The following is a 21446-nucleotide window of genomic DNA, read 5'->3' as shown; positions in this document are numbered from 1 at the left end:
TGCGTCTTGATTCAGGACACCAGTCCCAGCGCGCGTTTCACCGGGCCAAAACTGCGCCGATGATGTTCAGTTGCGCCATGTTCAGCCAGCTTTTCCAGATGGAAAGCCGTTGGATATCCCTTATGCTGGGCGAAACCATACGCGGGATAGGTGAGGTCCAGCGCGGCCATTTCGGCGTCGCGCGTCACTTTGGCAATGATTGACGCCGCGCTGATTTCTGCGACGCGGCTATCGCCTTTAACAACAGCCATTGAAGGCATCGGCAGCGCCGGGCAACGGTTACCGTCAATCAGCACATACTCGGGCACAATCTTCAGGCCCGCAACGGCACGCTGCATCGCCAGCATGGTGGCATGCAGAATGTTCAGATCGTCGATCTCTTCCGGCTCTGCGCGCCCGAGACTCCAGGCCAGCGCCTTCTCTTTAATTTCATCGAACAGCGCCAAGCGACGCTTTTCGCTCAGTTTTTTCGAGTCGTTCAGGCCCACGATCGGGCGGGCGGGATCGAGGATCACCGCCGCGGTCACGACCGCACCCACCAGCGGGCCACGACCAACTTCATCCACACCGGCAACGAGGTGGGTATGGGGATAGATAAATTCCATCATTGTGCTAACTCCAGCACCGCATCGGCTGCCTGCTCATCAGCATTACAGCGGATCAGTTGATGCAGCTCACGGAACGTATCGTGCATCTGGTGGCTGGTTTTACCGTTGGCCAGCAGCGGCAGTAATGCATCTGCCAGCGCCTGCGGCTGGCATTCATCCTGCAACAGCTCTTTCACCAGCTCGCGACCCGCAAGCAGGTTTGGCAGAGATACGTAATCTGTTTTCACCAGACGTTTTGCCAGCCAGAAGGTAAACGGCTTCATGCGATAACCGACCACCATTGGGCATTTTGCCAGCATACACTCCAGCGCAGCCGTGCCGGAAGCCAGCAGCGCGGCATCGCTTGCAAACATGGCCTCACGCCCTTTCCCGTCCAGCAGGCGGACGTGAAGATCCGGAGCAACGTCGGCTTTGATACGCTCAAACTGCTCGCGGCGTTTGGCATTCACCAGCGGCACCACCACTTCAAGATCGGGGTAAGTCTTGCGAAGAATTTGCGCCGTTTTCAGGAAATCAGCGCTGAGCATTTCCACTTCTGCGCCCCGGCTTCCCGGCAGCAGCGCCAGACAGTGAACATCGTGCGGGATGCCCAGCTCGTCACGCGCGGCGTTTTTATCCGGATCCAGCGGCATGGCATCCGCCATGGTATGGCCGATAAAACGGCACGGGACGTTAAATCTGTCGTAAAACGCTTTTTCGAAAGGCAGAAAAGCCAACACCAGATTGGTGGACCGTCCGATTTTGAAAACGCGTTTCTGTCGCCACGCCCAGACGGACGGACTGACATAATGGATAGTTTTGATACCCTGCTTTTTCAGGTTCCCTTCAAGGGTAATATTGAAATCAGGCGCATCAATACCGACAAACACATCGGGTTTGAGGTCGGTAAAACGGCGGGTAAGATCGGCGCGGATATGCAGCAGACGACGCAGGCGCCCCAGCACCTCGACGATGCCCATCACGGCCAGCTCTTCCATTTCGTACCAGGCTTCACAGCCCTCGGCCTGCATCAGCGGGCCAGCCACGCCAACAAAGCGGGCGTTGGGTACGCGGGCTTTCAGCGCGCGGATAAGACCTGCACCAAGAATATCGCCGGAGGTTTCTCCGGCGACCAGGGCGATGGTAAGCGGACGACTGTCGACCATTAACGAATCAGACCACGCGTGGAACGTTCAAAGAATTCCATGAACGCCTTCACTTCATCGTGCTTATTCGCCAGTTCGGCAATTTCCGGCTTCGCCTCTTCCAGCGTTTTACCGCTACGGTACAGCAATTTGTACGCGTTGCGGATCGCTGTAATCGCTTCGCGGCTGAAGCCACGACGCTTGAGGCCTTCGATGTTCACGCCAAACGGCGTGGCATGGTTGCCCTGCGCAATCACAAACGGTGGGACGTCCTGCGCCACACCGGAGCATCCGCCAACCATCACGTGTGCACCAATGATGCAGAACTGATGGACTGCGGTCATGCCACCGATAATTGCGAAGTCATCAACCGATACGTGTCCCGCCAGCGTTGCGTTGTTGGCGAGAATACAGCGGTCACCCACGGTACAGTCATGTGCAATATGCGCATTAACCATAAACAGGTTGTCGCTGCCCACCTTCGTCAATCCACCGCCTTGCGTTGTACCACGATGAATGGTGACGCTTTCGCGAATGCGGTTACGATCGCCGATTTCCACACGGGTCGGTTCGCCAGCATACTTAAGATCCTGGTTAACTTCGCCGATGGAGGCGAACTGATAGATCTCATTATTGCAGCCAATGGTCGTATGACCATTCACCACAACGTGAGATTTCAGTACTGTACCCTCACCAATTTCGACTTGGGGTCCAACGATACAAAACGGGCCAATATGGACGTTTGCGCCAATAATGGCACCCGTTTCCACAATGGCGGTAGGATGAATAAAGGCGGATTTATCAATCACGTATCAGGCCTCCCGGCTACGCGCACACATCATTGTCGCTTCGCAAACAACTTTGCCGTCAACCATAGCTACGCCTTTAAAGCGAGTCAGGCCGCGACGCGTTTTTTCAAAAGTGACTTCCATGATCATTTGATCACCAGGCACGACCGGACGCTTAAAGCGCGCTTCATCGATACCCGCGAAGTAATAGAGTTCACCCGGCTCCAGTTTACCTACGCTTTTAAACGCCAGAATACCAGTAGCCTGTGCCATCGCTTCCAGGATCAACACACCCGGGAAGATAGGCTTACCAGGGAAGTGCCCCTGGAAGAACGGCTCGTTAACGGAGACATTTTTCACTGCGCGCAGAAAACGACCTTCTTCAAAATCCAGCACACGGTCTACCAGCAAAAACGGGTAGCGGTGCGGCAGAAGTTCTAAAATCTCTTCAATATGCAGAGTATGAGTGTCAGTAGTCAAAATACTCTTCCTGTCAAATGTACTAAGTAGCAATAATAACACGGCCTGCCGGTTTATAAACAAAGCCGACAGGCCGGGAAATTTAGCGTTAAACGGATGAACGCTTAGTCTTGTTGATCGATTTTGCGCTCAATCGCTTTGAGTCGCTTGCTCATATCATCAATATTCATCACCAGAGCAGCTGTTTTACGCCAGACCTTGTTCGGTTGCAGCGGAATACCCGAGGAGTAAACGCCGGGCTCAGTGATGGGACGCATCACCATGCCCATCCCCGTCACCGTGACTTTGTCGCATATTTCCATATGGCCATTGATCACGCTGGCACCGCCAATCATGCAGTAGCGGCCAATTTTCAGGCTGCCTGCCATGATAACACCACCCGCAACTGCGGTATTGTCGCCAATCACAACGTTATGTGCAATCTGGCACTGGTTATCAATGATAACACCGTTACCAATAATGGTGTCGTCAAGCGCACCACGGTCAATGGTTGTGCACGCGCCGATCTCAACGCGATCGCCAATAATCACGCGACCCAGCTGAGGGATCTTAACCCAGTTACCCCGATCGTTGGCGTAACCAAATCCATCAGAACCAATCACCGTGCTGGACTGAACGAGACAATGCTCGCCAATCTCAACCTCATGGTAGACAGAAACATTGGCCCACAGACGAGTCCCTGCGCCAATTTTCGTATTTTTTCCAACAAAGCAGCCGGGGCCAATCACCACGTTATCGCCCAGCACAACGCCGGACTCGATAACGGCGTTTGCGCCGACTGCTACGTTGTTACCCAACTGCGCCGTCGGATCAATCGCAGCACTGGCTGCAATGTTCTGTGCCGGCTGCGGCGTGGTATCAAGAATTTGGGCCATACGTGCATACGTCAGGTAGGGATTTTTCACTACCAGCGCAGCGCAAGCGGCAAACGGAAGATCGTCCTGCGTCAGAACAACGGCAGACGCCTGGCACTGGGCCAGGTGTTCACGGTACTTAGGGCTTACCATGAAGGTAATAGTGCCTGCTTTAGCTGATTGCATGGACGCAACAGCGGTGATGACGATATCGCCATCACCGTGTAATTCTGCATCCAACTGCTGAGCTAAATCAGCCAGTCGAATTGAAGGCATTACTTATTTAACCTGTTTCAGAACATCAGCGGTGATGTCTTTAACATCGCTGCTGTTGAATGCAACGGCGTTCGCATCAACAACCAGATCGATGCTCTGATCGGCTGCTACTGCTTTAACCGCAGACTGAATGCGAGTCACCAGCTTGCCACGCTCTTCGTTAGAACGACGCTGACGATCCTGCTCGAAAGCCTGCGCTTTCTGAGAGAAGGTCTGGCGCTGAGACATGACGTCTTTTTCCAGTTTGCTGCGCTCGCTCGCTTTCATGGTAGAACCATCACGCTGTAAACGCTGCATCTTGGACTGAAGATCACCTTCCATACGTTGCAGTTCGCTCGCACGGCCTTTGAATTCGTTTTCCAGCGTTGCAGAAACACCGGTTTTCTGCGCGACCTGCTGGAACAAATTACCCATGTTGACGATTGCAATTTTGTCCGCTGCCTGAGCAGAAGTTGCCATCGCTAAACCGAGACCTGCAGCTAATAACCACTTTTTCACAATTAACTCCTTACCATCCCATTGGCACCCGTGGGGTGCCGTTCTTTGCGTGGCAAGGCGACCGTTTTACCGATCGCCGGTTGTCAGCGCTACACTGCCAACGCATTCCATTGCAGCGGATTATTACCAGGTTTTACCAATGTTAAACTGGAACTGCTCCGCTTTGTCTCCATCGTATTTCTTAAACGGCTGGGCGTAAGAGAAGACCAACGGCCCCAGCGGTGACATCCATTGTAATGCGATACCTGCGGACATGCGAATGTTGCCCGGATCGCTATAGTCCGGAACGCCCGCTGCACGCATCTGGGCGGTGTTCTCCCAGTTGGTATCCCACACCGTACCTGCATCCATAAAGAAGGAGGTACGGACAGAGTTCGCGTACTTATCGCTGATAAACGGCGTCGGCGTGATGAACTCGAGGCTCGCCACGGCCATAGCGTTACCGCCTACCGCATCGTCTGAGCTACAGACCTGTTTTGGATCGCGGCTTGCGCAGTTATCTTCGTCATTACCGCCGTAGTAAACCGCTTTCGGACCAATGTTATTGGACTGGAAGCCACGAACGGTGCTTGAACCACCGGCGTAGAAGTTCTCATAGAACGGCAGCTCTTTGCTTCCGATACCGTCACCATAGCCCCAGCGGGTACGACCCAGCACGACCCACTTGTGGTCGTCATCAATTGGGAAGTAGGACGCCGTATCCAGCGTGACCTTATAGAACTCGTTATCGGAGCCCGGGATCGTCACTTTACCGTTCAGGTTGACGCGTGAACCTTCCGTTGGGAAGAAGCCACGGTCAAGACGGTTGTAGGTCCAACCGTAGTTGAAGGTGAAGTCATCCGCGGCGAAACCGTTGTCATCGCTGGACGTACTCGCCGACTGGCCGATGGAATCCAGATAACGCCACATCGCCACCTGCGGTTGCATATTGGACAGGTCGTTATGCACGTACCCTAAACCTGCACGCAGGGTGTTGTATTCGTTAACCGGGAAGCCGAGCGTACCATCCAGACCGTAACTCTTATTGGTATACGAGGAGAGGTCCGCATCGTCCGCTTTAAAGTCGTTATAGAAGATACGACCGCCCAGGCTTACACCGTCAACGGTGAAGTATGGGTTAGTCACCGAGAACTCAGAATAGGTCTGGTAGTCGTTTTTCGTCCCGTTGATCCCGACAGAGTAGCCTGTACCCAGCCAGTTATCCTGCTGAACGCCAACCTGGAAGCTCACGCCACTTTCAGTACCGTAACCAATACCAAAGTTGAAGCTACCGGTATTACGTTCTTTAACTTTATAAACAACATCAACCTGATCCGGACGGCCCGGTACACGCTGCGTATCGGTATCAACCGTTTCGAAGTAGCCCAGACGGTTCAGACGCTCTTTACCCTGGTCTACCAGATCGCTTCCCAGCCATGCCCCTTCCATCTGGCGCATTTCACGGCGCAGAACGGAATCTTTAGAGGTGTCGTTACCTTCGAAGCGGATCTTACGCACGTAGAAACGGTTGCCCGCATCAACGTTAACGTGAAGCTTAACGGTTTTATCCGTGTCGTTAATTTCCGGCTGCGTTTGCACGCGCGGATACGCATAACCATAACGGCCGAGCAGCTTCTTAATGCTGTCTTCCATTTTGGTCACTTTAGAACCGCTGTACAGATCGCCCGGCTGAATTTTGGTCAGAGATTCAATTTCAGCTGAATGCCCTGCCAGGTTGCCGCTGACTTCTACACCCGAAAGCGTGTACTTATCGCCTTCTGTGATGTTAACGGTAATGTAGATACCTTTCTTGTCCGGAGTCAGACTCACCTGAGTTGAATCGATGTTGAAACGGGCGTAACCGCGATCCAGGTAGTAGCTACGCAGGGTTTCAAGGTCACCCGCCAGCTTCTGTTTCTGGTATTTACGATCGCCCACCACGTTCCACCACGGCACTTCGTCACGCAGCTGGAAGTTGGAGATCAGTTCGTCGGTGCTGAAGGCGTGGTTACCCACGATGTTGATCTGCTGGATCTTCGCAGAAACACCTTCCTGGAAGACCAGCTTCAGGTCAACACGGTTACGCGGCAGCGGAGTGACAACCGCTTTCACGCTCGCGCTGTACTTACCGACGCTGTAGTAGAAGTCTTCCAGACCTTTTTCAATGTCTGCAAGCGTTGTGCGGTCCAGAGATTCCCCCACACGAACACCCGATGCCTCAAGGTTCTGCTTGAGCATGTCATCTTTCACCGACTTGTTACCGGAGAAAGTGATGCTGGCAATCGTTGGACGTTCTTTTACCTGAACCACCAGCGTATCACCATCGCGCAGGACGCGGACGTCCTCAAAGTTGCCGGTGGCAAACAGAGCACGGATGGTGTTACTGATATCTTCATCATTAACCGTATCGCCGGGGCGCACAGGCATACTGAGGAGGGCCGCACCAACGGCGACACGCTGAAGGCCTTCGAAATGAATATCTTTCACTACGAACCCGTCAGCACCGTATACGGTCGCGCTGCTAAACAGCAGCGACGCTATGAGCAACTTTTTCATCGCCATCGTTATTATGCGTTCTTCCTAACTAACTCTCTTACAACCGAGAGAAATCATTGAAAAGTGCAAGCCCCATTAACAGCACCAGCAAAATCGAGCCAATGCGATAACTAAAGTCTTGAACTCGCTCGGATACCGGTCCGCCTTTTAGCTTTTCAATCGCTAAAAACAGCAGATGGCCCCCATCTAATACGGGAAGCGGGAACAGGTTGATTATCCCCAGGTTCACGCTAATCAGCGCAAGGAACATGAGATAGTAAATCACCCCGAACTCCGCTGACATCCCAGCCCCCTGAGCAATCGAAATTGGCCCACTGAGGTTGTTCAGTTTGACATCACCGGTTATCAATTTCCCCAACATGTTGACCGTTAGCTTCATCAGCTGCCATGTTTTATCCGTGGCCTCAACGATGGCGCTAAACGGCCCATACTGGCGTATTGTCTTGTACTCATCTGGCAGTGGGATCACTTTCGGCACAACGCCGGCAAACCCTTCCGCCTTACCGCCGCCCGATTTGGTATCCGGGGTGAGGGTCAGCGAGAGCGAACTCCCCTGCCTTTCCACTTCCAGCGCGAGCGGCGTGCCTGGATTATCGCGCACCAGAGTAACAAAGGTCATCCATTGTGTTAATGGTTGACCATCGACTTTAACGATCCTGTCACCCGCTTGTAAACCTGCTTTACTTGCCGCCGAATGAGACTGTACTTCGGCTAACACCGGCTCGATCTGCGCGCCGCGCGGGCGAATCCCCAGTGCGGCGACGGGATCTTCTTTATCAGGCTCGAAGCGCCAGTGGCGTAAATCCAGCACTTTTTCCTGCCGCTGGTCGGAACCAAAAGGCGATACGCTGACGGTTGTCTGCTCATCACCGATTTTGGCGACCAGTTGTAACCTCACGGCATCCCAATCAGGGGTTTCGATACCATCAATCGCTTTAAGTTCCATTCCCGGTGCAATTTGCGCCGTTGCCGCAATGGAACCCGTGGTGATTTCGCCCACAACCGGGCGCACGCCAGGCACGCCGATGATAAACACCAGCCAGTAGGCGAAGATAGCAAAGATGAAATTGGCTACCGGGCCGGCAGCGATGATGGCAGCACGTTGTCCAACGGTTTTGTTGTTAAACGCGCTATGTCGAAGTTCCGGGGCGACGGGCTCAACGCGTTCGTCGAGCATTTTGACGTAGCCGCCCAGGGGAATCAGAGCAATGACAAACTCGGTGCCATGCTTATCGGTGCGCTTCCAGAGCGATTTGCCAAAGCCAATCGAGAATCGCTCTACCCGTACACCACAGCGCCGGGCAACCCAGAAATGGCCAAATTCATGCACGGTAATCAGTACACCCAGTGCAACAATGAACGCCGCCAGATTCCAGAGAATGCTCAGCATAAAACCTTCCGTTATATCGTCCCAAACACCAGTAAAAGCAGGCAAGCAAACACTGGAACAGCCGCTGTCAGGCTGTCAATGCGATCCAGTATTCCGCCGTGTCCTGGAATCAGGTGACCACTGTCCTTAATCCCTGCTTCACGCTTAAACATACTCTCGGTTAAATCACCCAGTACCGATGCCAGCGCCGCGAAAATCGAACATATCAGCAGCGTTGAGGGGGCAACCTCAAGATTCGCCCAGACGCCATAGCCCCAGGAGATGATCGCCGCCGTAAACAGGCCGCCGATGAAGCCTTGCCAGGTTTTACCTGGAGAAACTTTTGGCGCCAGCTTATGTTTGCCAAACAGTTTACCAAACATATAGGCCCCGGAGTCAGCCCCCCAGACGAGAATCATGACATAAAGCAGCCATATCGCGCCGCTGTAGTGGTTTTCGTCATAGTGCCAGGCGCGCAGCGCAACCATTCCCCAGAAAAACGGAACGATGGTGAGCAGGCCAAAAATAAGGCGCAACACTTTAGAGTTACGCCAGATTGCCGCAGAGCCCGGATAGAAAAGCACTAAAACAAGCGCAGCAATCCACCACGCCAGCGATATCCATAAAGATCCGGCCACCAGCGGCTGGTGAACGTCGTGATGGTATTCAGGCAAGGTATACAGCATCAGGGCCAGTAAAAAACCACAGAGTACCGCCAGCCATACCCGCTGAGTGCGCGAGGTAAAGCCGCTAAGCTGCCCCCATTCCCACGCGGCGAGCATACACACCACCAGCGTAACAATAGCGAATCCCACCGGAGGCAGTAAAAACAGCGCTGCGATAACGACGGGTATTAATACAAAAGCGGAAATCAGGCGATACTTCAGCAAAAGCTACCCCCATCAGGCGTTATCGCCACCAGGCTCGGTGCCGCCGAAACGACGCTCTCGATTGGCAAAGGCATGCAGCGCACCTTCAAAGTCTTGTTCATCAAAATCTGGCCAAAGAACATCCGTAAAGTAAAGTTCGGCGTAGGCAATTTGCCACAGCAAAAAGTTACTGATGCGATGTTCCCCCCCTGTCCTTATAACCAAATCCACGGGTGCCAGTTCATTCATGCAGATTTGCTGACTCAGCGCCTCTTCATCAATCTGGTCGGGTCTTAGCAGCCCTTCCTGAACCTGCTCAGCCAAATGCCGAACCCCCTGGATAATATCCCAGCGTCCGCCGTAATTCGCCGCGATATTGAGCGTCAGGCCGGTATTATTTTCCGTCAGCGCTTCTGCTTTGCGAATCCGTTCCTGTAGACGTGAGTTAAAACGACTGGTTTCGCCAATAATACGCAGGCGGACGTTGTGGCGGTGCAGGCTTTTTACTTCGCTATCGAGCGCCCACACAAACAGTTCCATCAACGCAGTCACTTCCTGCGCAGGTCGATTCCAGTTTTCACTACTAAAAGCATAGAGCGTTAACGCATCAATGCCGTTATTGGCGGCAAAAGAAACGGCGCGGCGAACAGATTTCGCCCCAGCTTTATGCCCAAAGGCTCGTATCTTCCCTTGTCTTTTCGCCCAGCGGCCATTGCCATCCATGATGATTGCAACATGGCGACAGCCATGTGCTGGCAAGTTTTCGCTTATTGGTTGATTCGCAGACAACATAACGCGTTTTTAGTCCCTGAAAGGATTTAACGGTACACAGGAATACTGAAGCCTATACATAAAAAAGCCGTGTCAAACCACGGCTTACCTGACCACTTAAAGCCAAATACCTGCGATCAGGTGGCGCAGACTATATCACTGAAGCCCAACGCTAACAAATAGCACGACGACTAGTGCTTGCTTTATCACCAGCTTGCGAGACGTGTCACCTGTTTACGCGCAACAATACGTGCCTGTGCATCCACGGCCAGCACCTCTTCCACACTTTGTGGCTCACGCAGATCCATCATCTCCAGCACGGTTAAATTCAACGCGGCGATATCAGTAAAGCGGATCTGCTGATTCAGAAAGGCTTCAACGGTCACTTCATTGGCTGCATTAAGCGCTGTTGTCGCCGCCTGCCCCTGATCGAACGCCGTCATCGCCAGCTTCAGGCACGGATATCGGTCGTAATCCGGCTCGCTAAACGTCAGTGAACTCAGCCTGCAAAAGTCGAGCGGCTTTACGCCGGATTTCACGCGGTTTGGCCACGCCATCGAATGAGCAATAGGCGTACGCATATCCGGTTCGCCCAACTGCGCCAGCACGCTGCCGTCCTGATAGCGCACCATTGAGTGAATCACCGACTGCGGGTGGATCAGCACTTCCATCTGTTTCGCCGACGCGTTAAACAGCCAGCGAGCTTCAATGTATTCCAGACCTTTATTCATCATGGTGGCCGAATCGACGGAGATTTTACGCCCCATCGACCAGTTCGGATGGCGACACGCCTGATCCGGCGTCATTGCGCGCAGTTCAGACAGTGGCGTTTCACGGAACGGGCCACCAGACCCGGTAAGCAGAATCGACACAACCCCATTCTGCTCGAGGTCAGCGTACCCCAGGTTCTGCTGAAAAGGTTGAGGCAAACTCTGAAAAATCGCGTTGTGCTCGCTATCGACCGGCAATAGACGCGCCCCACGCTGTTTTACCGCCTCCATAAACAGGCGTCCGCAGGTAACCAGCGACTCTTTGTTCGCGAGCAGGACATCTTTTCCCGCATCAATAGCGGCAAGCGTCGGCAGAAGACCCGCCGCCCCGACGATTGCCGCCATCACCTGATCAACCTCATCCAGCGCCGCCATATCGCAGGCCGCCTGTTGCCCGCTGAGCACCTCGGTACGGCTGCCCTTCTCCAGTAACAGCGCTTTCACCTGCCGGGCGCTCTCTTCATCATCCATCACCGCAAAATGGGGGGTAAACTCCAGACACTGCTCGACCATTCGCTGCACGTTTTTTCCGGCCACGAGAGCGGTCACGGTATAGCTGTCAGGGTTATGACGAACAACGTCGAGAGTGCTGCAACCGATAGAGCCAGTCGAGCCGAGGAGAGTGAGATGCTTCATGAGATGCCCAAAAGTTAGACCAGATAAAAGCAAAACGCCGCCAGCAAGACTCAATGTCCTTCTGAACGGCGTTTATCAGTGTACAGCGAAAATCAGAACTGCATCAGTTCCGCTTCTTTTTCTGCCAGCGCCGCATCAATTTTCTTGATCGCCGCGTCGGTCATTTTCTGAATGTCGTCCTGTGAACGACGATCGTCGTCTTCGCTGATCTCTTTTTCTTTTAGCAGCGCTTTCACTTTATCGTTCGCATCGCGACGCACGTTACGTACGGAAACGCGACCCTGCTCAGCTTCACCACGCACGACTTTGATCAAGTCTTTACGACGCTCTTCCGTCAGCGGAGGCAGTGGAACGCGAATGTCCGCGCCCGCTGAGCTTGGGTTCAGACCCAAGTCAGATGCCATAATGGCTTTTTCTACGGCCGGGCTCATCGAGCGATCGAACACGTTGATTTTCAGGGTACGGGTATCTTCTACCGTCACGCTCGCCAGCTGACGCAGTGGCGTAGGCGTACCGTAGTATTCTACGATGATGCCATCCAGCAGGCTTGGGGAAGCACGGCCAGTACGGATTTTGCTGATTTGGTTTTTGAACGCTTCTACGCATTTGTCCATGCGTACTTCAGCATCTTTTCTGATGTCGTTAATCACGTTACGAATCCTTGAAAACTTGTCTCAGGCAGACTATCCGCCAGCACAGCGCTACAGGTGTGCTAAGTATAGTCGCGTTTAAATCATGACAGCGCCAAAGGCGCGTCCAGGTAAGATACCACTACAAAGTAAAGCGGAATCTTACCTGTATTTATCGTCGACGGAAATTATTCCGTGATCAAAGTGCCTTCTTTTTCGCCCATAACAACGCGACGCAGCGCGCCAGGCTTGTTCATGTTGAAGACACGAATCGGCAGTTTGTGGTCACGAGCCAGCGTAAAGGCGGCAAGATCCATCACTTTCAGCTCTTTATCCAGCACTTCGCTGTAGCTCAGCTGATCGTACATGGTCGCAGACGGATCTTTTGCCGGATCGGCAGTAAACACGCCATCCACTTTGGTCGCTTTCAGCACCACATCGGCCTCGATTTCGATACCGCGCAGGCAGGCAGCGGAATCGGTGGTAAAGAACGGGTTACCCGTACCGGCGGAGAGGATCACCACGCGGTTGTTGCGCAGCAGGCTGATGGCCTCTGCCCAACTGTAGTTATCGCATACGCCATTCAAAGGAATCGCGGACATCAGGCGAGCGTTCACATAAGCGCGATGAAGCGCATCACGCATCGCCAGGCCATTCATCACGGTTGCCAGCATACCCATGTGGTCGCCCACAACGCGGTTCATCCCCGCTTTCGCCAGACCAGCACCACGGAAAAGGTTGCCACCGCCAATGACCACGCCAACCTGAATACCCAGTTCGACCAGTTCTTTGATTTCCTGTGCCATGCGATCAAGGATGCTTGCGTCAATACCGAAGCCTTCCGATCCTTGCAGCGCTTCGCCACTCAGCTTAAGCAGAATGCGTTTGTACACGGGTTTTGCATTGGTAGCCATGTTTCTTTCCTGAGACTGTCAACGATTAAGATGGGGTTAATTCTGGCGACATGATATGTCGCATATCAGCACAGCGATACTGGAGCCTGTCTGATTTCGTGAGACGGGTGACAAAAAGAAGCCGCCCTCAGGCGGCTCCTTTTGCATCATTAAGACTGCTTGGACATTGCAGCAACTTCTGCTGCGAAGTCAGTCTCAACTTTCTCGATGCCTTCGCCCACTTCGAAGCGGATGAAGCCAGTCACGTCAGCGTTGTGCTCTTTCAGCAGCTGAGCAACAGACTTGCTTGGATCCATTACGAAAGGCTGGCCAGTCAGAGAAACTTCGCCGGTGAATTTCTTCATGCGGCCTTCAACCATTTTCTCTGCGATTTCTTTTGGCTTACCAGACTGCATCGCGATGTCCAGCTGAACCTGGTACTCTTTCTCTACCACTTCAGCAGACACGTCTTCTGGCTTAACGAATTCTGGCTTGCTTGCAGCGATGTGCATTGCCAGCTGTTTAACCAGCTCTTCGTCAGCGCCTTTAGCCGCAACCAGAACACCGATACGCGCGCCGTGCTGGTAAGAGCCCAGAACGTCACCTTCCAGGGAAGCAACGCGACGTATGTTGATGTTCTCACCGATCTTAGCAACCAGCGCAACACGCTCTTCTTCGAACTGTGCTTTCAGCACTTCAACGTCAGTGATTTTGCCTGCAACCGCTGCGTCCAGAACTTTGTTAGCAAATGCCTGGAAACCAGCATCTTTAGCAACGAAGTCAGTCTGGCAGTTAACTTCCAGAATGATGCCGTAGGTGCCGTCGATTTTGGTGATGATCACGCCGTCAGCAGCCACGTTGCCTGCTTTCTTAGCTGCTTTGATCGCACCGGATTTACGCATGTTTTCGATTGCCAGCTCGATGTCGCCGTTCGCTTCGGTCAGCGCTTTTTTGCAATCCATCATGCCTGCGCCAGTACGCTCACGCAGCTCTTTTACCAGGGATGCGGTAATTTCAGCCATTCTTAAATCCTCGGGAGATGTGAACTGCCCGGCCGGGAGCCAAACAGTATAAATTGAAAAAAGGGGCCGATAATGGGCCCCTATTCATACACGGTACTAATAAGGGGTAAAACCTTATTATTCAGCTTCTACGAAGCTTTCTTCCGCCTGAGAAGCCAGATCCTGGGAACGGCCTTCACGAACGGTAGCAGCTACAGCGCTCAGGTACAGGCTAACAGCACGGATTGCGTCGTCGTTACCCGGGATAACGAAGTCAACACCGTCCGGATCGGAGTTGGTATCAACGATAGCGAATACCGGGATACCCAGGTTGTTAGCTTCTTTGATTGCGATGTGCTCGTGGTCTGCATCGATTACGAACAGCGCGTCTGGCAGGCCGCCCATATCTTTGATACCGCCCAGGCTGTTTTCCAGCTTGTCCAGCTCACGAGTGCGCATCAGCGCTTCTTTCTTAGTCAGCTTATCGAAAGTACCGTCCTGAGACTGGGTTTCCAGATCTTTCAGGCGCTTGATGGACTGACGAACAGTTTTCCAGTTGGTCAGCATGCCGCCCAACCAGCGATGGTTCACGAAGAACTGGTCGCAGCTGTTAGCAGCATCTTTCACAGCTTCGCTTGCAGCGCGCTTAGTACCAACGAACAGAATCTTACCTTTACGGGAAGAGATCTTGTTCAGCTCAGCCAGGGCTTCGTTGAACATTGGTACAGTTTTCTCAAGGTTGATGATGTGAACTTTGTTACGCGCGCCGAAGATGAAAGGCTTCATTTTCGGGTTCCAGTAACGGGTCTGGTGACCGAAGTGAACACCAGCCTTGAGCATGTCGCGCATGGAAACAGTTGCCATGTTTAAAACCTCTATATTAAAAGTTGGGGTTATGCCTCCACGTATCCCATATTACCGACCCCGAAGGGCACCCCGGAATATGTGCCGATACGTGTGTGTTGTTACACAAAGTGAGATTTGTCGCTCCCGTCCAGCCTGTGTATCTGAGATGGATCGGAAGTCCGGCGCGCTTTATACCATAAAACACGGTCGGAAACCAATAATTGTTGGCTGAGTGTGCTGTTAATGATTCTCAATTTGGCACGGGGTGCGCCTGACTGATACCATTGACAACACTTACACTAGTATTGTCGAAAAAATCGACACCGATGGACAGATTACATGGCTATCTCTATTAAGACACCTGAAGAAATTGAAAAGATGCGCGTCGCCGGTCGTCTGGCCGCGGACGTGCTGGAAATGATCGAACCGTTTGTGAAACCGGGCGTCAGCACTGGCGAACTGGATCGCATCTGTAACGACTATATCGTCAACGAGCAGCACGCGGTCTCCGCCTGCCTGGGCTATCACGGTTTCCCGAAATCCGTCTGCATCTCTATCAATGAAGTGGTTTGCCACGGCATTCCGGATGACGAGAAATTGCTGAAAGATGGCGACATCGTCAACATCGACGTGACCGTCATTAAAGACGACTACCACGGTGACACCTCTAAGATGTTCATCGTTGGCAAGCCAACCATTCTGGGCGAGCGCCTGTGCAAAGTCACCCAGGACAGCCTCTACCTGGCGCTGAAGATGGTGAAGCCGGGCATCCGCCTGCGCACTATCGGCGCGGCAATTCAGAAGTTCGTGGAAGCGGAAGGTTTCTCCGTGGTGCGCGAATACTGCGGTCACGGCATTGGCCGCGTGTTCCACGAAGAGCCACAGGTGCTGCATTACGATGCTGACGACGGCGGCGTGGTCCTGCAAAAAGGCATGACCTTCACCATTGAGCCAATGGTCAACGCGGGCGATTACCGCATCCGCACCATGAAAGATGGCTGGACGGTAAAAACCAAGGACAGAAGCTTGTCGGCCCAGTACGAGCATACTATTGTGGTAACAGACAACGGCTGCGAAATTATGACCTTGCGCAAGGATGACACCATCCCGGCGATACTGACGAACATTGAGTGATAAGAAGCCGGCGAATGCCGGCTTTTTTAATGGCGATAGCTTTTTCTTATGGGTGGCGCACGATGAGTAATCTTTTACCCGAACAGTATGCTAACACGGCTCTTCCCACCCTCCCCGACCAGCCTGACAACCCGGGCGTCTGGCCGGCGCATGAGCTGACCTGCGCGCATATCAAAGCCCATATGGCGGTTTTCCATCGCTGGCTGGGTAGCGCGTTTGACGCAGGCGTGTCAGCCGAGCAGCTCATTGAAGCGCGTACCGAGTTTATCGACCAGCTCCTGCAACGTCTGTGGATCGACTACGGTTTCGGGCAGGTGAGCGACGTCGCGCTGGTTGCGGTCGGCGGTTATGGCCGGGGTGAACTGCATCCGCTCTCTGATATCGACCTGCTGATCTTAAGCCGTAAAAAACTGCCGGACGATCGGGCGCAAAAAATCGGTGAACTGCTGACCCTGCTCTGGGACGTAAAGCTGGAGGTGGGCCACAGCGTGCGCACGCTGGAAGAGTGTCTGCTGGAGGGGTTATCTGACCTGACCGTCGCCACCAACCTGATTGAAACCCGCCTGCTGATTGGCGACGTGGCGCTGTTCCTCGAGCTGCAAAAGCACATATTTAGCGACGGCTTCTGGCCCTCGGAAAAATTCTTCGCCGCAAAAGTCGAAGAACAAAACCAGCGCCACCAGCGCTATCATGGCACCAGCTATAATCTTGAGCCGGATATCAAAAGCAGCCCCGGTGGCCTGCGCGATATTCACACGCTGCAATGGGTCGCCCGACGCCATTTTGGGGCAACTTCGCTGGACGAAATGGTCGGTTTCGGTTTTCTGACCGAAGCCGAACGTAACGAACTCAATGAGTGTCTGCACCTGCTCTGGCGCATCCGTTTTGCCCTGCATCTGGAAGTCACCCGCTATGATAACCGCCTGCTGTTTGACCGCCAGCTCAGCGTGGCGCAGCGTCTGAACTACCAGGGCGAAGGCAACGAGCCGGTTGAGCAGATGATGAAGGATTTCTTCCGCGTCACCCGCCGCGTCTCTGAACTCAACCAGATGCTGTTGCAGCTGTTCGATGAGGCGATCCTCGCGCTGACGGCGGATGAAAAACCGCGTCCGATTGATGACGAGTTTCAGCTGCGCGGCACGCTGATCGATCTGCGCGACGAAACGCTGTTCATCCGCGAACCGGAAGCGATCCTGCGAATGTTTTACACCATGGTGCGCAGCAGCACCATTACCGGGATCTACTCCACCACCCTGCGCCACCTGCGCCATGCACGGCGTCATCTGAAGCAACCGCTGTGCTACATCCCGGAGGCGCGCTCGCTGTTCCTGAGCATGCTTCGTCATCCGGGTGCCGTCAGCCGCGGTCTGCTGCCGATGCACCGCCACAGCGTGCTGTGGGCCTATATGCCGCAGTGGTCGCATATTGTCGGGCAGATGCAGTTTGACCTGTTTCACGCCTATACGGTAGATGAGCACACGATCCGCGTCATGCTGAAGCTGGAAAGTTTCGCTAAAGAAGAAACGCGATCTCGCCATCCGCTGTGCGTTGATTTGTGGCCACGTCTGGCGCACCCGGAGCTGATCCTGATTGCCGCCCTGTTCCACGACATCGCCAAAGGACGCGGCGGCGACCACTCCGTACTCGGTGCCCAGGACGTACTGAAATTTGCCGAGCTGCACGGCCTGAACTCGCGCGAAACGCAGCTGGTGGCCTGGCTGGTTCGCCATCATCTGCTGATGTCGGTTACCGCTCAGCGTCGTGACATTCAGGATCCGGAAGTGATCAAGCAGTTCGCCGAAGAGGTACAAACGGAAAACCGCCTGCGCTATCTGGTCTGCCTGACGGTGGCCGATATCTGCGCCACCAACGAAACCCTGTGGAACAGCTGGAAGCAAAGCCTGCTGCGCGAGCTGTACTTCGCCACCGAAAAACAGCTGCGTCGCGGGATGCAGAACACCCCGGACATGCGCGAGCGCGTGCGTCACCACCAGTTGCAGGCGCTGGCCCTGCTGCGCATGGATAACATCAACGAAGAGGCGCTGCATCAGATTTGGGCGCGCTGTCGCGCCAACTATTTTGTGCGCCACAGCCCAAACCAGCTTGCATGGCACGCCCGACATCTGCTGAAGCATGACCTGACGAAACCGATGATCCTGCTCAGCCCGCAGGCCACGCGCGGCGGGACGGAGATCTTTATCTGGAGCCCGGACCGGCCCTATTTGTTTGCTGCGGTCTGTGCAGAGCTGGACAGGCGTAACCTGAGCGTTCACGACGCGCAGATTTTTACCACCCGCGACGGCATGGCCATGGACACCTTTATTGTGCTGGAGCCGGACGGCAGCCCGCTCTCAGCCGATCGTCATGAAGGAATACGCTTTGGTCTGGAACAGGCGATTACCCAGCGCAGCTGGCAGCCGCCGCAGCCGCGCCGTCAGCCGGCGAAACTGCGCCACTTTACCGTCGATACCGAGGTGAATTTCCTGCCGACCCATACCGATCGTAAATCGTTCCTGGAGCTGATCGCGCTCGACCAGCCAGGGCTGCTCGCCCGCGTCGGCCAGGTTTTTGCCGATCTGGGAATTTCGCTTCACGGCGCCCGAATTACAACCATTGGCGAGCGAGTAGAAGATTTATTTATAATCGCCACCGCCGACCGGCGTGCCCTTAATAATGACCTGCAACTTGAAGTGCAACAACGGTTGACAGCAGCCCTCAATCCAAACGATAAAGGGTGACGTGTTTTTTAGTGAAATGGAAAGAGTAAACAATGCAGCAGTTACAGAACGTTATTGAGTCCGCTTTTGAGCGTCGCGCCGACATCACTCCGGCAAATGTGGATACCGTGACCCGTGAAGCGGTTAACCAGGTTATTTCCCTGCTGGATTCCGGCGCACTGCGCGTGGCAGAAAAAATCGACGGTCAGTGGGTCACTCATCAATGGCTGAAGAAAGCTGTGCTGCTCTCTTTCCGTATCAACGATAACCAGGTTATCGACGGAGCAGAAAGCCGCTACTTTGACAAAGTGCCAATGAAATTTGCGGACTACGACGAAGCGCGCTTCCAGAAAGAGGGCTTCCGCGTGGTGCCACCGGCGGCGGTTCGTCAGGGTGCCTTCATCGCACGCAATACCGTGCTGATGCCATCCTACGTGAACATCGGCGCCTACGTTGACGAAGGCACCATGGTAGACACCTGGGCCACCGTCGGTTCCTGCGCGCAGATCGGTAAAAACGTTCACCTGTCCGGCGGCGTGGGCATCGGTGGCGTTCTGGAGCCACTTCAGGCCAACCCAACCATCATCGAAGACAACTGCTTCATCGGCGCGCGTTCCGAAGTGGTTGAAGGCGTGATCGTCGAAGAAGGTTCAGTGATCTCCATGGGCGTCTACATCGGTCAGAGCACCCGTATTTACGACCGCGAAACCGGTGAAATCCATTACGGCCGCGTACCAGCCGGTTCCGTTGTGGTCTCCGGCAACCTGCCGTCTAAAGACGGTAAATACAGCCTGTACTGCGCGGTTATCGTGAAAAAAGTGGACGCGAAAACCCGCGGTAAGGTGGGTATCAACGAACTGCTGCGCACCATCGATTAATCAGGTATAACAAAAAGCGGGGGCAACCCCGCTTTTTTTATATCTGAAGGTGGCGGAAATAGATTTTTTCGTTAATTATTCATAGGTTATGTTGAGATCAAGGGTACCGCTATGTACGATAATCTGAAAAGTCTGGGCATTACCAATCCTGATGAAATTGATCGTTATAGTCTCCGCCAGGAAGCGAATAACGATATTTTGAAAATCTATTTTCACAAGGACAAAGGAGAGTTTTTCGCCAAAAGCGTGAAGTTTAAATACCCACGCCAGCGTAAGACCGTTGTCGCTGACGGTATCGGTCAGGGATATAAAGAAGTACAGGAAATCAGCCCTAACCTGCGCTATGTGATCGACGAACTCGATCAGATCTGCCAGCGCGATCGCAGCGAAATCGATTTAAAACGTAAGATCCTTGACGATCTTCGTCACCTTGAAAGCGTCGTCACCAATAAGATCAGCGAGATTGAAGCAGATCTTGAGAAATTGACGCGTAACAAATGAGCCGTTTTATTGCCCGGTGGCGCTTCGCTTACCGGGCCTACGAACGCATGTAGGCCGGGTAAGGCGAAGCCGCCACCCGGCAAACAGCATCATCTCTGCTCATCCAGCTGCAACGCCACATACAGCAGCAGCCGGTCGTCAAAATTCCCTAAATCCAGCCCCGTCAGCTCCGAGATGCGGTTTAGCCGATACTCAAGCGTATTACGATGAATAAACAGCGCTTTTGACGTTGCCAGCGGCTGCACGTTATGCCGGAACCACGCCTGCAACGTGCGGCGCAGCAGACCGTTGTTGTCCATTGCTTTCAGACGCACCAGCGGACGCGCCAGCTCATTGGCCTGCCAGCCACCGCGCAGGCTGTCGAGCAGGACCGGCAGCATCAAGTCCTGATAGAAATAACTGCGGCTCTCCGGCATGCGCTGTTTACCTACCATCATGGTGGTGCGCGCGGTTCGCCATGAACGGGCGATACTCCCCGGACCGGTAAAATAATTCCCCAGCGCGACGCGAAAACGGAGCTGACCGTTCTCCTTCATGCGCTCGATGAGCAGCTCCACGCGACGACGATGATCTTCCGCGTCCCAGCGACCAAACTGGTTAAGCGCAGGCTTAAGCACCACCATTTCCGTCAAAGAGACAATCGCCACCAGGTTGTTACGCTCCGGCGTCGCCAGCATGTTTTGCAACTGCTGGAGCTCTACCATGGCGCTGTCTACGCCAAGCTGACCGCTATCTACCTCGATGACGGCAACCACGCGGGGCTGGTTCAGGTCAATGCCCAGACGCTGCGCCCACTCGCTCAGGGCTGGCGTATGCTCCTCCGCCTGGATCAGATTCATCACCAGCTCTTCACGCAGGCGGCTGTCCTGGGCAAGCAGGTGCATCAGGCGCGACTGCTCCAGCATCATCTCCGCCGTCATGCAGACCAGCTCGCCGTATTTACGCAGCGATTCAGGATCGCCGGTCAGTCCGATAACGCCAACAATTTCCCCTTCCAGACGCAGCGGCAGGTTGATCCCCTGACGGACCCCGTGCAGATGTTTCGCCACGGCGTCGTCAATGTCGACCACGCGCCCCTGAGAGAGCACCAGCAACGCGCCTTCGTGCAATTCACCAATACGCTCACGATCGCCGCTGCCGATAATGCGCCCGCGGGCATCCATTACGTTGATATTGGTATCGATGATGCGCATGGTTCGCGCCACGATATCCTGCGCCATTTTGGTATCCAGATGCCAGCCAGCCATATAACCCTCCCGTGAGCAGAGC

Annotated in this window: 20 protein-coding genes; 4 read left to right on the top strand and 16 right to left on the bottom strand. The window is 54.0% G+C overall.

Annotated features, from left to right (window positions below):
- Nucleotides 1-11: 11 nt before the first annotated feature.
- The 15 genes from rnhB to rpsB form a co-directional block, all read right to left on the bottom strand.
- Complete coding sequence (rnhB, locus tag IM300_RS10140) at nt 12-608, bottom strand: ribonuclease HII (protein WP_006810035.1); 597 nt, start codon at nt 606-608, stop codon at nt 12-14.
- On the bottom strand, nt 605-1753 hold the full coding sequence (gene lpxB / locus IM300_RS10135; RefSeq protein ID WP_063867503.1) for a lipid-A-disaccharide synthase: 1149 nt from the start codon (nt 1751-1753) through the stop codon (nt 605-607). The genes rnhB and lpxB overlap by 4 nt, the downstream gene beginning before the upstream one ends.
- Nucleotides 1753-2541 (bottom strand): acyl-ACP--UDP-N-acetylglucosamine O-acyltransferase, encoded by a 789-nt coding sequence (lpxA, locus tag IM300_RS10130; protein ID WP_102750363.1) that lies wholly within the window; start codon nt 2539-2541, stop codon nt 1753-1755. Before lpxA ends, lpxB begins: the two co-directional genes overlap by 1 nt.
- 3 nt (nt 2542-2544) lie before the next feature.
- Nucleotides 2545-3000, bottom strand: coding sequence for a 3-hydroxyacyl-ACP dehydratase FabZ (gene fabZ, locus IM300_RS10125; RefSeq protein ID WP_003856165.1), 456 nt, complete (start codon nt 2998-3000; stop codon nt 2545-2547).
- Between the two features lie 104 nt (nt 3001-3104).
- Nucleotides 3105-4130, bottom strand: a complete 1026-nt coding sequence (gene lpxD / locus IM300_RS10120) for a UDP-3-O-(3-hydroxymyristoyl)glucosamine N-acyltransferase (RefSeq protein ID WP_107534733.1) — start codon at nt 4128-4130, stop codon at nt 3105-3107.
- A 3-nt stretch (nt 4131-4133) separates the two neighbouring features.
- The gene (gene skp / locus IM300_RS10115; protein ID WP_006810039.1) at nt 4134-4628 is read right to left on the bottom strand and encodes a molecular chaperone Skp; all 495 of its coding nucleotides are present in this window, start codon (nt 4626-4628) and stop codon (nt 4134-4136) included.
- 123 nt (nt 4629-4751) lie between these two features.
- A complete protein-coding gene (gene bamA / locus IM300_RS10110; protein ID WP_063450593.1) occupies nt 4752-7169 on the bottom strand; it encodes an outer membrane protein assembly factor BamA in 2418 nt (805 codons plus the stop codon).
- 31 nt (nt 7170-7200) lie between these two features.
- Nucleotides 7201-8553, bottom strand: a complete 1353-nt coding sequence (gene rseP, locus IM300_RS10105) for a sigma E protease regulator RseP (RefSeq protein ID WP_063450594.1) — start codon at nt 8551-8553, stop codon at nt 7201-7203.
- An 11-nt stretch (nt 8554-8564) separates the two neighbouring features.
- Nucleotides 8565-9422: a phosphatidate cytidylyltransferase gene (gene cdsA, locus IM300_RS10100; protein ID WP_023299368.1), complete on the bottom strand. Its 858-nt coding sequence runs from the start codon at nt 9420-9422 to the stop codon at nt 8565-8567.
- A 12-nt stretch (nt 9423-9434) separates the two neighbouring features.
- Nucleotides 9435-10193: a (2E,6E)-farnesyl-diphosphate-specific ditrans,polycis-undecaprenyl-diphosphate synthase gene (gene ispU / locus IM300_RS10095; RefSeq protein WP_003856176.1), complete on the bottom strand. Its 759-nt coding sequence runs from the start codon at nt 10191-10193 to the stop codon at nt 9435-9437.
- 185 nt (nt 10194-10378) lie between these two features.
- On the bottom strand, nt 10379-11578 hold the full coding sequence (gene ispC, locus IM300_RS10090) for a 1-deoxy-D-xylulose-5-phosphate reductoisomerase (RefSeq protein WP_193036358.1): 1200 nt from the start codon (nt 11576-11578) through the stop codon (nt 10379-10381).
- Between the two features lie 92 nt (nt 11579-11670).
- Complete coding sequence (gene frr / locus IM300_RS10085) at nt 11671-12228, bottom strand: ribosome recycling factor (protein ID WP_003856180.1); 558 nt, start codon at nt 12226-12228, stop codon at nt 11671-11673.
- A gap of 167 nt (nt 12229-12395) precedes the next feature.
- Nucleotides 12396-13121: a UMP kinase gene (gene pyrH / locus IM300_RS10080; protein ID WP_008501910.1), complete on the bottom strand. Its 726-nt coding sequence runs from the start codon at nt 13119-13121 to the stop codon at nt 12396-12398.
- A gap of 149 nt (nt 13122-13270) precedes the next feature.
- Nucleotides 13271-14122 (bottom strand): translation elongation factor Ts, encoded by an 852-nt coding sequence (gene tsf, locus IM300_RS10075; RefSeq protein WP_006810044.1) that lies wholly within the window; start codon nt 14120-14122, stop codon nt 13271-13273.
- 117 nt (nt 14123-14239) lie between these two features.
- Nucleotides 14240-14965, bottom strand: coding sequence for a 30S ribosomal protein S2 (gene rpsB, locus IM300_RS10070; RefSeq protein WP_003856207.1), 726 nt, complete (start codon nt 14963-14965; stop codon nt 14240-14242).
- Between the two features lie 321 nt (nt 14966-15286).
- On the opposite strand from rpsB, the gene map reads away from it, so the two are divergent.
- From map to IM300_RS10050, 4 genes are all read left to right on the top strand, one after another.
- Nucleotides 15287-16081, top strand: coding sequence for a type I methionyl aminopeptidase (gene map, locus IM300_RS10065; RefSeq protein ID WP_022647104.1), 795 nt, complete (start codon nt 15287-15289; stop codon nt 16079-16081).
- Nucleotides 16082-16143: 62 nt separating this feature from the next.
- Nucleotides 16144-18819 (top strand): bifunctional uridylyltransferase/uridylyl-removing protein GlnD, encoded by a 2676-nt coding sequence (gene glnD, locus IM300_RS10060; protein ID WP_193036356.1) that lies wholly within the window; start codon nt 16144-16146, stop codon nt 18817-18819.
- 32 nt (nt 18820-18851) lie between these two features.
- Nucleotides 18852-19676, top strand: a complete 825-nt coding sequence (gene dapD, locus IM300_RS10055; RefSeq protein WP_003856214.1) for a 2,3,4,5-tetrahydropyridine-2,6-dicarboxylate N-succinyltransferase — start codon at nt 18852-18854, stop codon at nt 19674-19676.
- 111 nt (nt 19677-19787) lie between these two features.
- Nucleotides 19788-20177, top strand: a complete 390-nt coding sequence (locus IM300_RS10050; RefSeq protein ID WP_063867497.1) for a DUF3461 family protein — start codon at nt 19788-19790, stop codon at nt 20175-20177.
- An 89-nt stretch (nt 20178-20266) separates the two neighbouring features.
- Here IM300_RS10050 and IM300_RS10045 read toward each other — a convergent pair whose 3' ends face one another.
- Complete coding sequence (locus tag IM300_RS10045; RefSeq protein WP_003856217.1) at nt 20267-21424, bottom strand: CdaR family transcriptional regulator; 1158 nt, start codon at nt 21422-21424, stop codon at nt 20267-20269.
- Nucleotides 21425-21446 lie beyond the last annotated feature (22 nt).

The organism is Enterobacter cloacae complex sp. I2, assembly GCF_014896205.1.
In the GTDB taxonomy this organism is placed as follows: Bacteria; Pseudomonadota; Gammaproteobacteria; order Enterobacterales; family Enterobacteriaceae; genus Enterobacter; species Enterobacter quasihormaechei.
The sequence above is the reverse complement of the archived record's forward strand: the minus strand, read 5'-3'. Positions and strand labels throughout refer to the sequence as shown.

What these genes read in the sequence shown, in the direction of transcription:
- rnhB (WP_006810035.1), bottom strand. Translation starts at nt 608, where the DNA reads ATGATGGAATTTATCTATCCCCATACCCACCTCGTTGCCGGTGTGGAT.
- lpxB (WP_063867503.1), bottom strand. Translation starts at nt 1,753, where the DNA reads ATGGTCGACAGTCGTCCGCTTACCATCGCCCTGGTCGCCGGAGAAACC.
- lpxD (WP_107534733.1), bottom strand. Translation starts at nt 4,130, where the DNA reads ATGCCTTCAATTCGACTGGCTGATTTAGCTCAGCAGTTGGATGCAGAA.
- bamA (WP_063450593.1), bottom strand. Translation starts at nt 7,169, where the DNA reads ATGGCGATGAAAAAGTTGCTCATAGCGTCGCTGCTGTTTAGCAGCGCG.
- rseP (WP_063450594.1), bottom strand. Translation starts at nt 8,553, where the DNA reads ATGCTGAGCATTCTCTGGAATCTGGCGGCGTTCATTGTTGCACTGGGT.
- ispU (WP_003856176.1), bottom strand. Translation starts at nt 10,193, where the DNA reads ATGTTGTCTGCGAATCAACCAATAAGCGAAAACTTGCCAGCACATGGC.
- ispC (WP_193036358.1), bottom strand. Translation starts at nt 11,578, where the DNA reads ATGAAGCATCTCACTCTCCTCGGCTCGACTGGCTCTATCGGTTGCAGC.
- pyrH (WP_008501910.1), bottom strand. Translation starts at nt 13,121, where the DNA reads ATGGCTACCAATGCAAAACCCGTGTACAAACGCATTCTGCTTAAGCTG.
- tsf (WP_006810044.1), bottom strand. Translation starts at nt 14,122, where the DNA reads ATGGCTGAAATTACCGCATCCCTGGTAAAAGAGCTGCGTGAGCGTACT.
- rpsB (WP_003856207.1), bottom strand. Translation starts at nt 14,965, where the DNA reads ATGGCAACTGTTTCCATGCGCGACATGCTCAAGGCTGGTGTTCACTTC.
- map (WP_022647104.1), top strand. Translation starts at nt 15,287, where the DNA reads ATGGCTATCTCTATTAAGACACCTGAAGAAATTGAAAAGATGCGCGTC.
- glnD (WP_193036356.1), top strand. Translation starts at nt 16,144, where the DNA reads ATGAGTAATCTTTTACCCGAACAGTATGCTAACACGGCTCTTCCCACC.
- dapD (WP_003856214.1), top strand. Translation starts at nt 18,852, where the DNA reads ATGCAGCAGTTACAGAACGTTATTGAGTCCGCTTTTGAGCGTCGCGCC.
- IM300_RS10050 (WP_063867497.1), top strand. Translation starts at nt 19,788, where the DNA reads ATGTACGATAATCTGAAAAGTCTGGGCATTACCAATCCTGATGAAATT.
- IM300_RS10045 (WP_003856217.1), bottom strand. Translation starts at nt 21,424, where the DNA reads ATGGCTGGCTGGCATCTGGATACCAAAATGGCGCAGGATATCGTGGCG.